Annotated in this window: 10 protein-coding genes and 1 pseudogene; 1 reads left to right on the top strand and 10 read right to left on the bottom strand. The window is 67.7% G+C overall.

The annotated features are described in order from the left end of the window. Nucleotides 1-18: 18 nt before the first annotated feature. From C7I84_RS23060 to C7I84_RS23030, 7 genes are all read right to left on the bottom strand, one after another. The gene (locus C7I84_RS23060; protein ID WP_106774576.1) at nt 19-945 is read right to left on the bottom strand and encodes a sugar phosphate isomerase/epimerase family protein; all 927 of its coding nucleotides are present in this window, start codon (nt 943-945) and stop codon (nt 19-21) included. A 70-nt stretch (nt 946-1015) separates the two neighbouring features. Then, nucleotides 1016-1720 carry a phosphoglycolate phosphatase gene (gph, locus tag C7I84_RS23055; protein ID WP_165816183.1) on the bottom strand — a complete coding sequence of 235 codons (705 nt, stop codon included), beginning with the start codon at nt 1718-1720 and terminating at the stop codon, nt 1016-1018. A 207-nt stretch (nt 1721-1927) separates the two neighbouring features. Continuing rightward, entirely contained in the window at nt 1928-3340 is a 1413-nt protein-coding gene (lpdA, locus tag C7I84_RS23050; protein ID WP_106774574.1) for a dihydrolipoyl dehydrogenase, read from the bottom strand. A 111-nt stretch (nt 3341-3451) separates the two neighbouring features. Next, nucleotides 3452-4777, bottom strand: a complete 1326-nt coding sequence (locus C7I84_RS23045; protein ID WP_106774573.1) for an acetoin dehydrogenase dihydrolipoyllysine-residue acetyltransferase subunit — start codon at nt 4775-4777, stop codon at nt 3452-3454. Nucleotides 4778-4790: 13 nt separating this feature from the next. After that, nucleotides 4791-6011, bottom strand: a complete 1221-nt coding sequence (locus tag C7I84_RS23040; RefSeq protein ID WP_106774572.1) for a transaldolase family protein — start codon at nt 6009-6011, stop codon at nt 4791-4793. A 14-nt stretch (nt 6012-6025) separates the two neighbouring features. Beyond that, on the bottom strand, nt 6026-7030 hold the full coding sequence (locus C7I84_RS23035) for an alpha-ketoacid dehydrogenase subunit beta (RefSeq protein WP_106774571.1): 1005 nt from the start codon (nt 7028-7030) through the stop codon (nt 6026-6028). A gap of 23 nt (nt 7031-7053) precedes the next feature. Beyond that, nucleotides 7054-8040, bottom strand: coding sequence for a thiamine pyrophosphate-dependent dehydrogenase E1 component subunit alpha (locus C7I84_RS23030; protein ID WP_106774570.1), 987 nt, complete (start codon nt 8038-8040; stop codon nt 7054-7056). A 461-nt stretch (nt 8041-8501) separates the two neighbouring features. On the opposite strand from C7I84_RS23030, the gene C7I84_RS23025 reads away from it, so the two are divergent. After that, on the top strand, nt 8502-9413 hold the full coding sequence (locus tag C7I84_RS23025; protein ID WP_106774569.1) for a MurR/RpiR family transcriptional regulator: 912 nt from the start codon (nt 8502-8504) through the stop codon (nt 9411-9413). A 279-nt stretch (nt 9414-9692) separates the two neighbouring features. Here C7I84_RS23025 and C7I84_RS23020 read toward each other — a convergent pair whose 3' ends face one another. The 3 genes and pseudogenes from C7I84_RS23020 to C7I84_RS23010 all read right to left on the bottom strand — a co-directional run. After that, nucleotides 9693-10406, bottom strand: coding sequence for an HAD-IA family hydrolase (locus tag C7I84_RS23020; protein WP_106774568.1), 714 nt, complete (start codon nt 10404-10406; stop codon nt 9693-9695). Then, entirely contained in the window at nt 10406-11293 is an 888-nt protein-coding gene (locus C7I84_RS23015) for a class II fructose-bisphosphate aldolase (protein ID WP_165816182.1), read from the bottom strand. The genes C7I84_RS23020 and C7I84_RS23015 overlap by 1 nt, the downstream gene beginning before the upstream one ends. A 554-nt stretch (nt 11294-11847) precedes the next feature. Then, nucleotides 11848-12257, bottom strand: a pseudogene (locus tag C7I84_RS23010) (carbohydrate ABC transporter substrate-binding protein); the annotation flags it as partial.

Genomic DNA, 12257 nt, shown 5'->3' with positions numbered 1-12257 from the left:
CGACCGGCGCGAAATAGCTCAGCGGCCGTTGAAGCCGGTATCGATGTGCGGCTCCCAATAGGCGACCGATTCACGGATCATCTCGACGACGTTGCTGTCGGTCGGCTCGCGCTCGCGGAAGGAGAGCTCCATGCAGATCTCGTTGTCGGTGCCGCCGGCTTCCTTCACCGTCCGGATCAGCTTCTCCGGCTGGATGCGGCCGTCCTTGTTGTGCTGGGCGGTGAAGGGCCAGTGGCCACCCTTGTTCATCGACGACTGCTTGACATGGATGATGGGCGACTCCCGCGGGAAAGCCGCGGCCCAGGCATAAGGATCGGTATCGTCCGGATTGGACGAGGTGACGTCGCCGTGGTCGATGTCGACGATCATGCGGAAGGGAATGGCGAGGCCGGCCGCCGCCAGCCGCCGGTCGAAGGCGCGGCACTCGGCGATGGTGTGGCCGAACTCGCGGCCGACCGACATCGGCTCCCAGAAGAGATAGGAGAGGCCGGCCGCCCTGCCCTGCTCGGCGACATCGCGCCAGCAGTCGATCACCGTCTCGATCAGCGCCTCGCGGCGCCGCGGATCGTCGTAGTCCTTCTGCGTGAACACGGCGAATTGCGAGCCCATGCCGTCGGCGCCCAGTTCGCCGGCGATGTCAGCCAGGGTGCGGAACCACTCGACATAATATTTGCGCACGTCAGCGTCGGAATGGCCGAAATGGTTCAGGCGGCCATAGGTGCTGGTCATCACCGAGGTGATCCTGATCCCGGTCCGGTCGATCGCCTTGCGGAACTGGCGCAGCCGCTTGGTGATGACCGAGGCCGGCCAGGACGGGTTGATGAACTCCGGCGTCAGCTGGACGTAGCCGATGCGGATGCGCTCGGCCAGCGTATCGACGAGGTCGTCGACATCGGCGAACCGGTTGACCAGCGGATTGGTATTCAGCGACAGCCTCAGCGCCATGGTCTTCCTCTCCTGATGCGCGGCGCGCGCTGCCCCGGCGGGCTTGCGCGTCCGCGATCGTTCCCTTTCGTCACGCCGCCTTCCAGGAGGCGACGAGGATTGCATCCAGCGCCGCCGGCAGCTCGTCAAAACCGTCGATCAGCGCGTCCGGCTCCAGGCTGGTGAGCGGAACCTTGGAGTATCCGTAGCTCAGCGCAATCACCGGGACGCCCGCCGCCTTGGCGGTGGCGATGTCCACCTCGGAATCGCCGACGAAGACGACCGGCGCGCCACCGCCGGTTGCGCGTGCCGTCTCGGTGAGGTGGCGCGGGTCCGGCTTGCCGACGCCGAAAGTGTCCGGTCCGGCGACGACGGCGAAATAGCGGCCGAGGCCGAGATCGTCGACGATGGCGCGGGCGAAGCGCTCCATCTTGTTGGTGCAGACCGCCAGCCGCCAGCCTTCCGCCGCAAGCATGGCGAGCACGCGTTCGACGTCCGGATAGGGACGCGTCTCGCGGGACAGGCGCGTCGCATAGATCTCGGTGAAACGCTTCACGTCGGCGGCGCCCTGCTCGTCCCGCCAGACGACACCGCGCAGCGTCAGCGCGCTGCGCACCAGATTGGGTATGCCATGGCCGATCAGCTTGCGTGCCGCCGGGATGCCGATCGCCTCGAGGCCCTTTTCCGCCATCAGGCTGTCGAGCGCGCCGGCGAGGTCCGGCACGCTGTCGACCAGCGTCCCGTCGAGATCGAAGATGATCGTTCCCCTGGCACCCGTTGTCGTCCCGATGTCCATCGCGGCCATGTCCTCTGATGCGTGATCCCGAAGTCTTTCCGGAACTATGCGGAAAAGACGAAGAATTGGAGTCGGATGATCGGCTTCATCCACATTTCATCCAGCATCAGGGCATGAGCCTGAGCAATCGAAGGCGTTTCGAACAAGGATCATGCTGCAAAAACAGATAGATGGAACCGGATTCCGATTCATTTCGATAACATCCCGCTAGGCGTGGATGGCGCGGCCGTCGGAAGCCAGCACGGCCTCCTGCAGCGCCTCCGACAGGGTCGGATGCGGGAACACCGTCGCCAGCACCTGGTCGCGCGTGGCGCCGAGCGTCAGCGCCAGCGAGAACACCGGAACGAGTTCGCTGGCGCTCGGACCGATAATGTGGGCGCCGACCAGGCGCCCGCTGCCGCGCTCGCAAAGCACCTTCACCAGCCCGTCGGTCTCGCCGAGCGTCACCGCCTTGCCGTTGCCGCGGAAACCGAAACGCCCGACATCGACCGCGAGCCCGGCGGCCGCCGCCGCCTCTTCCGTCAGCCCGACCGACGCCACCTGCGGATGCGAGAACACGCAGGACGGCACCGGCCCCGCCGCCGCATGGGTGGGCCGTCCGGCGATCGCCTCGACGCAGCGTATGCCCTCGTGCTCGGCCTTGTGGGCGAGCATCGGCGCGCCGGCGACATCGCCGATGGCGTAGAGGCCGGGAACGTTGGTGCGCCCGGCGCCGTCGACCGCGATCGCGCCGTTTCTGACGTCGACGCCAAGCCGCTCCAGCCCGAGGCCGTCGATGTTGGCGACGACGCCGGCGGCCGACAGCAGCCGCTCCGCCGCGACCCGGCGGGTTTCGCCCTGCGCGTCGGCGATCACGGCAGTGACGCCGTCCGCCGCCGGGATCAGGCTGGAGACGCCGGCGCCGCAGATCACCTCGACGCCCTTCTTGCGTAACGCCTTCGCCATCAGCTCGGCGATCTCCGCGTCCTCCTGCGGCAGCAGGCGGGGCATACGCTCGACCAGCGTGACCATCGTGCCGAGCGTGGCATAGAGGCTGGCGAACTCGACGCCGATGGCGCCGCCGCCGACGATGACGAGCGAGGCCGGGACAACTGCCAAGGTCATGGCATGGTGATAGGACCACACGCGCTCGCCACCGGGCTCGATGCCCGGCAGGCGGCGCTCGCGCGCGCCGGTGGCGACGATCACATGCGCCGCGCGGTAGTCGCCGGGCGGCAGCGCGCCCTTCGGCGCATCGACGATAGAGGGTCGCACGCGCACCAGGCCTGGCTCCGAAATCTCGGCCTCGCCCCATATCGTGTCGACCTTGTTCTTGCGCAGCAGGAACTGGACGCCCGAATTGAGCTGGGCCGCCACCGCGCGCGAGCGATCCACCATCTTCGCCAAGCTGACCGAAGGCTCGGCCACGCCGATGCCGAAGGTCGAGGCGCGGCGCAGGCCGTCGAGCAGCTCGGCCGAATGCAGCAGCGACTTGGTCGGAATGCAGCCCCAGTTCAGGCAGACGCCGCCGAGATGGCTGCGCTCGACGATCGCCGTGCGCAGCCCGAGCTGGCCGGCCCGGATGGCGGCGACATAGCCGCCGGGACCGGCACCGACGATGATGACGTCATAGGCCGACATCGGGCCTTCCTTTCAGACGCTGAAGCCGGGGCGGGTACGACCGCGATCCGGAACCGACCGCCGCCACGCGCCGGAACGGCGCGCGGCAGGGCCGGGAGGAGAAGCGCCGGATCAGCCGGCGCTTCGGACGGTTTCGGTGACGAGGCGGCCGACCAGCGCGGCGGCCTCGAGTTGCGGCAGGTGGCCGACCTGCGGCAGCCGGTGCAGCGCCACATGCGCCGGCAAGCCTTCGGCCTGCGCCGCCGGAATGATCCGGTCCTCCGTGCCGACGATGACGCGGGTCGGCCCGCCGAAGCGCTTCAGCGCGTCGCGCACCGAGAACAGCTGCGTGCTGCCGGCAAAGACGCCGCTTGCCAGCCTCGCCTGGTTGTCGACCATGGCCGTGCCGTCGCGACCGGCAAGCGTCGCCCGCACCAGCACCCCCGGAAGGGTCGCCGGATCGTGGACCAGCAGCTCGAGCCACACCCTCAGCGCCGCCTCGGAGCTTGCCGACAGGAAGCCCGCGACATAGTCGCCGTTGATCTTCGGGCCGAGCCCGGCCGGCGAAAGCAGCGACAGCGAGCGCACGTCCAGGTCGCCGCCGCCGGCGATGCTTGCGGCGACCGCGGCACCCAGCGAGTGGCCGACCAGGTGCAGGCGCTCGACCTTGTCGGCGGCCAGGGCGCCATGGACCGCGGCGACCAGCGCCTCGAAATCGCTCGCCGTCACGCCGGCCGCGGAGCCGTGCCCGGGCAGGTCGAGGGCAAGCACCGGATTGGCGAGGCCGAGATGCGCCAGCAGCGGCCGCCAGGCCGACAGCTCGCCACCAAAACCGTGGATGAAGACGACGGGATCGCCGGTACCGGACTGCAGCGTGCGCAGCGGCAGTGTTCCGCCCGCAGCAGGGCGCGCCGGTCCGCCGCTGAAGGCGACCACGGAGGTCGGGCCGCCCTTGCCGCTGCGCTGATAGGCTTCGACGTCGCGCTTGACGACGGCGCCGCGCGGGCCGCTGCCCTGGATCGCCGCGAGATCGAGCCCGGCGGCGGCAGCGATGCGGCGGGCGAGCGGCGAGGAGCCGCCCGTCCCGGTCCTGAGCAAGGCCTCGGCCTGGTGGCCGGCCTCGACGGGCAGGACGGCGACGCTTTCCGCGGCCTTGCCGACGATCGCCTGGGCGTCCTCGCCGGAGAAGCCGGCGGCAGGCACGCTCGGCACGGTCTCGCCCTCCTCGCCGACCATGATCAGCGGTTCCAGCACGGTTGCCATCCCGCCGACCGCGCAGCGGATCTCCAGCACCGTGCCGGTCTCGAAGGCCTCCACCTCGAACACCGCCTTCTCCGACTCCACCTCGGCGACGATGTCGCCTTTCCCTACCGTATCGCCGACCTTGACGTTCAGCGCCGTGACCTTGCCTTCGGTCAGATCCTGCCCGACCTGCGGCATCAGAATGGGACGTGCCATGACGGTTCCTCCCTCAGGCGACGCGGCGCAGCGCGGTTTCGACCGACTGGGCGACGAAATCCACCGTCTTGCGGGTGGCGGCCGCGAACTCCGCCGCCGTGCTGGCGAAGGCGCCGAAGCGCGAAAACTCCTCCGGCTTCATGCCGTCGAATTCATAGGCCTGGCGGAAATACGGAATGCGCATCAGCTTCTCCAAGGTTTCGGCTGGAGCGTCCTCGTCGATCGCGCCCGCATCGAAGGGAGGAAGGCGGTCCTCGGCCTGCATGAGCTGGGCGATGTAGCCGGGCGGGCAGGTGTAGACGAAATCGCCGCCGGCGATCTTGGCGATGTGCCAGCTCGACGCCGTGCCGCCGGGGCCGCTGTCGGCGACCCGCATCGAGCATTGCAGCATCTTGCTGGGATGGCTGCGCTCGCGGCCGTAGCGGTAGGCCCGCTTCAGCACCGCCAGCTCGCCGTGAATGATGTCCTCGGGCGACAGCGCGATGCCGCGCGCCTCGGCCTGCGCCTTGAGGTCGCCGACATTGCCGAGCCGGGCCGACATGTGGGTGATGACCGAGCGCCACCGCGACAGGTCGACGCCGTTCGCCCGGGCGCGCTCCAGCCCACGCGACACTGCGTCCATGCAGGCGACATATTGCGGCACGGTGAAGGAGGTCGTGTTGTTGGTCGGGATGCCGCGCGCCGTCAGTTCCTCGATGACCTCGTAGCCTTCCCTGGAGCCGGGTATCTTCACCATCACGTTGGGCGCGATCGCGGCAAGCTCAAGGCCCTGCTCCAGCATGCGCGCCCCGTCGGAGACGAAGCGCGGATCGACCTGGCCCGAGACGTAGCCGTATTTTCCGCCGGAGACGTCGAACACCTTGCGGATCATCGCCGCGCCGCGGCGCACCACGTCGAGATAGATCGCCCAGTAGATGCCTTCGACGTCGCCGGCTTCGCTCTGCGCGGCGAGCCTGCGGATCTCGTCGGCCCAGAAGGCGGGATCGGCCTGGATCGCCTGCAGGCAGAGCGGCGGGTTGGTGGTGACGCCGCGAAACCCCATCTCGCCCGTTTCGGCCGCGTGGCCGGCGCCGAACAGGCGGGCGAGTTGCGCTTCCCACTCCGCCCGCTTGGCCGCCGGCGCGTCCTTCAGCACGGCCGCCTTCCAGCCGGCATAGATCAGCGGCGAGGAATCCCACCAGATCTCGCAGTCGGGGTTGGTCGCGGCGAGCTTTTCCAGCACATGAAGAGCCATCGTCGTGTCCCCCGTCACTCGGCGGCCAGCGCGAGCGGCTTGGCGTGCAGCGCCCGCCGGGCGGCGGCGACGATGTCGTCGACCTGCGGAACGCTTGCCTTCTCGAGCTCCAGATTGAACGGGATCGGTATGTTCAGCCCGGCGACGATCTCGATCGGCGCGTCGAGTTCGAAGAAGGCCTCCTCCTGGATGATCGAGGCGATGTCGGAGGCGACGCCGCCGCGCCGCACGGCCTCCTGCGCGATGACCACGCGGTTGGTCCTGGCAACCGAGGCGAGGATCGCCTGCTTGTCCAGCGGCACCAGCGTGCGCGGGTCGAGCACCTCCGCCTCGATGCCCTGCTCGGCCAGCTTGGCGGCGGCTTCGAGCGCGCGCGGCACCATGTTCGACCAGGCGATCAGGGTGACGTCGCTGCCCGGCCGCTTGATGTCGGCCTTGCCGAACTCGACGACGTGCTCGTCGTCGGGCACCAGGCCCTTGGTCATGTAGAGATGCTTGTGCTCCAGGAACATCACCGGATCGGACTGCCTGAGCGCGTATTTCAGCAAGCCCTTGGCATCCGCCGGCGTCGACGGCATGACCACCTTCAGGCCCGGAATGTGGTAGAACAGCGCCTCCAGGCTCTGCGAGTGCTGCGCCGCGACGCCGCCGCCGGTGCCGCCCTGGGTGCGCATGACGAAGGGCACGCGGCCGTCGCCGCCGGTCATCAGCCGGAATTTTGCCGCCTGGTTGACCAGCATGTCCATGCCGAGCATGGCGAAGTCGATATAGAGTATCTCGACGATCGGGCGGGCGCCGGCGATCGCCGCGCCGACGCCGACGCCGATCATCCCGGCCTCGGCGATCGGTGTGTCGCGCACGCGCTTGGCCCCGTATTTCGCCAGCAGGCCCTCGGTGACCTTGTAGGAGCCGCCGCGCTCGGCGATGCCCTCGCCCAGGATGAACACCGTGGCGTCGCGCTCCATCTCCTCGTCGATGGCCTCGCGCAGCGCATCGCGATACATGATTTCTCTGGCCATGATGGCTCTCTCTCCCCGGAAACTCAGTAGGCTTCGACGAATTCGCGGAACTCGGCGAGCGAGATCTCGCGGCTCGCCTTCGAGAACACGACGGCGTCCTCGAACTCCTGCCTGATCTCGCTCTCGATCGCGTCGATCTCCGCCTTGTCGACATCGGCCATCTCGACCAGCGCGTTGCGGGCGCGGTCGACGGGGTCGCGCTCCTTGTAATAGGCGAGCCGGTCGGCCGGCATGTACTTGCCGGGGTCGTTCACATGGTGGCCCATGTGGCGGTAGGTCTTGGCCTCGATCAGGATAGGCCCCTCGCCGCGGCGGCACTTCTCCACCGCCTGCTGCGTCAGGTTGTAGACGGCGAGCGGGTCGTTGCCGTCCACCTGGTGGCTCTCGACGCCGATGCTGAGGCCGCGCTTGTAGAGCTCGACCTCGCGGGTCGATTCCTCGATGCGGGTCGACACCGCGTACTGGTTGTTCTCGATGACCAGCACGAAGGCGAGGTTCCAGATGGCGGCGAGGTTCAGCGATTCCAGGAAGGTGCCGTTGTTGGAGGCGCCGTCGGTGGTGAAGGTGACGGTCACCGCATCGGAACCCTTGATTTGCGCGGCGAGCGCGGCGCCGACGCCGAGCGGCGTGCCGGCGCCGACGATGCCGTTGGCGCCGAGATTGCCGGCGCTGATGTCGGCGATGTGCATCGACCCGCCATAGCCGCGGCAATAGCCGCTCTCCTTCTGCAGCAGCTCGGCCACCATGCGGTTGACGTCCGCGCCCCAGGCGATGCAGTGGCCGTGGCCGCGATGGGTGGAGGCGATGAAGTCACCCTCGCTCAGCGCCGCGCAGACGCCGGTGGCGATGCCCTCCTGGCCGAGATAGGGGTGGAAATAGCCACGGATCAGGCCCTGGCGGTAGAGCTTGATGCCCTCGGTCTCGAAAACGCGGATCTTGTAGGCCGTCCTGAAAAGTTTTTCCAGAAGCGCCCGCGAAGGGGCGTTCGCCTTGCTGGCCTGCGCTGACATGGATGCTCACTCCCCGGATTTCCATGATTTTCCGATGGAAACCTGCCTAACATTCCACCCTCGCCTTGTCGAGAAAATTTTCTTCAAGATTGCGGACCATATCCCCGACCACCTTGCCGGCACACCAGAAGAAACCCGTTAACAGACTATAGACGTTACTTTTTATGGCCCCTCAAATCGGAAAATCGTCGCCGAGAAGCATGCATCCGAAGGGCAAGGCGCCGGACCGCTCATCTTGGAGCGCGGACAATTCGGAAAATTTCTTTCAGACACCGTCTCACATTCGTCGCATCCACCCGAAGGGGACGCCAACGCCATCCCGCCGGCGCCGCATCGCCCCCGGCTGGCCGCCGGCGCCGACGCGTCGACCGATTGCGGGTAAACTTTTCTTCTACAGATAGAGATGATAGTTAGCGGCCCATGCCGCCGTTTGCGGCGCCCTCTGACATGACGAAGCGCGCATGACGGACACGCCCTCGACCCCTGATCTCAGGCATAGCGACCTCCTCGAGCGCATCCAGGAGCGTTACGGCACGCTGCGCAAGTCCGAGCGCATCGTCGCCGACTTCCTGCGCAACAATTCCGACAAGCGCCTCGACAGCTCGATCACCGAGCTCGGCCGTACCCTCGGCGTCAGCGAGGCGACGATCAGCCGCGTCAGCCGCGCGCTCGGCTATGGCGGCTACCCCGACATGAAGCTGTCGCTGGCCGAGGGAACGCGCAACCGCAGCGCCTTCGTCAACCTGCCGCTGGAGATCGACGAGACCGACTCGCTTGTCAGCACCAGCGGCAAGCTCGCCTCGCTGCTGATGGCCGGCCTCGACGGCACGCAGCGCATGCTCGACGCGCACCGGCTGGAGCTCGCGGTCGAGGCCTTGCGGAAGGCGCGCAAGATCGTCTTCGTCGGCGTCGGCGGCGCCGCCGCGATCTGCGACGAGGCGGCGCATCTGTTCATGAAGGCCGGCCTCGATGCGACCAGCTATCGCGACGGCTATACGCAGACGATCGTCGCGGCGACGCTGCAGGCGGGCGACGTGATGGTCGGCGTCTCGCACACCGGAACCACCGAGACGGTCGCCGACGCGCTGGTTCTGGCCCGCGACAATGGCGCGACGACGATCGCCATCACCAGCAACGCCGCCTCGGACGTGGCCAGCGCCGGCACGGTCGCCCTGATCACCTGGAGCGCCGGCCATCAGCTCGTGCCGCTGCACGGCGACTTCCTGGAGGGCCGTCTCAGCCAGCTCTTCCTGATCGACCTGCTCTATGTCGCGACGCTGTTCCGCACGGGCGAACGAACCGCCCAAGGCCTGCGCACCACCGGCGCGGCCCTGGAAAGGCGCTATCGCCGGCGCGGCGGCAAGACCGGCTGAGACGGCGCCGGCGCCGCGGGGTCCGGAGCCGTGGCTATTTTGGCAATGGCGCTCCCCCTCTCCGTCTCGGGCTTCGCCCTCGACACCTCTCCCCACATTCGTGGGGCGAGGAACCGCTGCCGCGAAGGCGGCGCTCCTCCAGCCTGGGTTCCTCGCCCCCACGCAAGTGGGGGAGAGGTGTCGAGCCCGTAGGGCGAGACGGAGAGGGGGAACGCCGCATCTGCAATCGCCGCTTGAGCCCGAAGGGCACAAGCCCGACGGCCACCCTGACGAGCGACCTCAGGCGGCAGCCGGTTCCTCGACCAGCGCCCGGCACACGGCGATATCGATCCCGCCGGCGTCGAGATCCGGCACGACCCGGTCGGCGCGCGAAAAATCCTCCGCGCCCGTATAGGACGACACGGTGACGATGCAGCGCATGCCGGCCGCCTTGGCGGCGCTGAGGCCGTTGTTGCTGTCCTCGACCACCAGGCAGCGCGACGGCGTCAGGCCGAGCGTCGTCGCCGCCAGATCGTAGATGTCGGGCGCAGGTTTCTTGGCGGCGACGGCGTCGCCGGCAAAGACGGCAATCCTCTCCGACCGGTCCGGCCCCAGCATGACGTCGACCACCGCCTGCACGGCCTTCTCGTTGGAGGTCGAGCAGACCGCCAGCGTGATGCCGGCGGCAATCGCCTCGTCGACGATGCGCCGGATGCCCGGCCTGAGCGGCAGTTCGCCGGTGCGGATGAGGCGCATGAAGATGTCGGTCTTCAGCCGGTGGATCGCCGCGATCAGCGCATCCCTGTCCGGATGTCCAGCCGGCCATCCCGTCTCGTCGAAATGACGGCGCATGCGCTCCTTGCCGCCCGCCGTCGTCAGCAGCTCGCCATAGCGCGCGACGCTCCACTCGGTACCCAGGCCGAGCTCGGCGAAGGCCTGGTTGAAGGCGATGCGATGGCCGTCGCGTTCGGTGTCGACGAGCACGCCGTCGCAGTCGAAGATCAGCGCCTGCATCACGGCCGGGCCTCCAGGCCCGCCGCATGTGCCGCCCTGCCGGCCGAGCCGAAGGCCCTGATCATGTCGAGCACGTCCTTCTTCATCGCCTCGTACTGGCCGGCGATGAAGGGCAGCGGCTCCTCCAGTTTCGGCTTCTCGGTCCGCACGCCGACAAAGCCCTCGATGAAGCGATGCTTGTGCATGGTGGAGATGTTGACCTTGGCGCAGCCATTGGCGATGCAGCGGTCGAACTGCTCCTGGCTGAGGCCAGTGCCGCCATGCAGCGCGATCGGGATGGGAACCGCCGCGGTTATCCGCGCCAGAAGGTCGTAGGCGATCTTCGGCTGGCCCTTGTAGAAGCCGTGCGCCGTGCCGATCGCCGGCGCGAACACCGCGAGGTTCGGCATGTCCTTCACGAACGCCACGCATTCGTCGTAGTCGGCGAGGATCGCCGCATCCTCGGCCACGAACTTGTCGTCCTCGACGCCGCCGATGGCGCCGATCTCGGCCTCCAGCCCGACGCCCGCCGCCTCGGTCATGCGATAAATCTCCTGCGAGCGCGCCCGGTTCTCGGCGAACGGCAGCGCCGAGCCGTCGAACATGACGGAGGTCCAGCCGGCGTCGATGCAGCGGCGGATGACATCGGCGTCGCTGCAATGGTCGAGATGCAGCGCCACCGGCACGTCGACGTCGTCGGCCAGCATGCGCACCCAGCCGGCGATCGCCTTGTAGCCCCAGTGCTTGATCGTCTTGACCGAGACCTGGACGATGATCGGCGCATCGAGCGCGGCCGCGCCCTCGACGATCGAACGGGCGCTGTTGTAGTCGATCATGTTGAAGGCGGCGATGCCGTAGCGTGCCGCCTGCGCGCGCTTCAGCAGCGGCCCCATCGTCACGAGTGCCATGGTGTCCATCCCCGGTCAGGTGGTTGTCGTTGCGCCGCGGTTCCGGCGCGAAAGCCGTTGCAGCCCCGGTCCTCTCCTAGACAAACGAGTGTGTTTTGTAAATAATTTTCTTGTCTTGGATACGATGGAGGATCGGCGAAAGCAAAGTTGGATAAGGGGTATGTGTCGGACTCACTTCTATCCTTCTATAGGACATTGCCAGGAGCACGCCCGCTCACGCACATTTGGAAAATAATTTTATGATACTTGCCACCTGGCGGCATCCTGAGCCGCTGGAGCGTTTCGTCACCGGCGCGGCATGGATCCTATGGTCTCCGCGACGGACCTACGGTCCTGCTTCGCCCAGGATAATGAAGTGAAGGGCGTTTCCGCCAATCTCCAGCGTTGGCGATTGGCTGTGAACCCCATTGCCTTCGTCATCCTATGGCGGAGCAGGACCGAAGGTCCGTCGCGGAGACCATAGGATCCATGCCGTGGCGGCAGCGACACGCCCGGCGGAGCAGAACGATGTCCAGAGCGGGAGCGGCTGAAGCCGCCCCCACTCATGGAGCAGCCTATTTCGACCAGCTCTTCACCAGTTCGTCATAGTTGACGGTGATGGGCTTTTCCTTCTCGTTGTCGATCTTGAGCTGGGGTGCGAGGTTGCCGGCCTTGACGGCTTCGGCGTTCCAGTAGGCGAGGTCGTGCTCGTCGGCGAGTTTGGGGCCGGTGTCGCCGAGCACGCCGGCGCGCTCGAGGCGGCCGAGCACCTTCTCCTGCTCGGCGCACAGCGAATCCATCGCCTCCTGCGCGCTCTTGGCCCCCGACGAGGCGTCGCCGATCGCCTGCCACCACAATTGCGCCAGCTTCGGATAGTCCGGCACGTTGGTGCCGGTCGGCGACCATTGCAGCCGCGCCGGCGAGCGGTAGAACTCGATCAGCCCGCCGAGTTTCGGCGCCCGCTCGGTGAAGCTTGGGTGGTCGA

It is taken from the genome of Kumtagia ephedrae, from assembly GCF_003012745.1.
In the GTDB taxonomy this organism is placed as follows: Bacteria; Pseudomonadota; Alphaproteobacteria; order Rhizobiales; family Rhizobiaceae; genus Kumtagia; species Kumtagia ephedrae.
This window is presented reverse-complemented; position numbering and strand designations above follow the sequence as displayed.

Bases quoted from the DNA above. Each gene is read 5' to 3' on its own strand.
- C7I84_RS23060 (WP_106774576.1), bottom strand. From the start codon at position 945: ATGGCGCTGAGGCTGTCGCTGAATACCAATCCGCTGGTCAACCGGTTC.
- gph (WP_165816183.1), bottom strand. From the start codon at position 1,720: ATGGACATCGGGACGACAACGGGTGCCAGGGGAACGATCATCTTCGAT.
- lpdA (WP_106774574.1), bottom strand. From the start codon at position 3,340: ATGTCGGCCTATGACGTCATCATCGTCGGTGCCGGTCCCGGCGGCTAT.
- C7I84_RS23045 (WP_106774573.1), bottom strand. From the start codon at position 4,777: ATGGCACGTCCCATTCTGATGCCGCAGGTCGGGCAGGATCTGACCGAA.
- C7I84_RS23040 (WP_106774572.1), bottom strand. From the start codon at position 6,011: ATGGCTCTTCATGTGCTGGAAAAGCTCGCCGCGACCAACCCCGACTGC.
- C7I84_RS23035 (WP_106774571.1), bottom strand. From the start codon at position 7,030: ATGGCCAGAGAAATCATGTATCGCGATGCGCTGCGCGAGGCCATCGAC.
- C7I84_RS23030 (WP_106774570.1), bottom strand. From the start codon at position 8,040: ATGTCAGCGCAGGCCAGCAAGGCGAACGCCCCTTCGCGGGCGCTTCTG.
- C7I84_RS23025 (WP_106774569.1), top strand. From the start codon at position 8,502: ATGACGGACACGCCCTCGACCCCTGATCTCAGGCATAGCGACCTCCTC.
- C7I84_RS23020 (WP_106774568.1), bottom strand. From the start codon at position 10,406: ATGCAGGCGCTGATCTTCGACTGCGACGGCGTGCTCGTCGACACCGAA.
- C7I84_RS23015 (WP_165816182.1), bottom strand. From the start codon at position 11,293: ATGGCACTCGTGACGATGGGGCCGCTGCTGAAGCGCGCGCAGGCGGCA.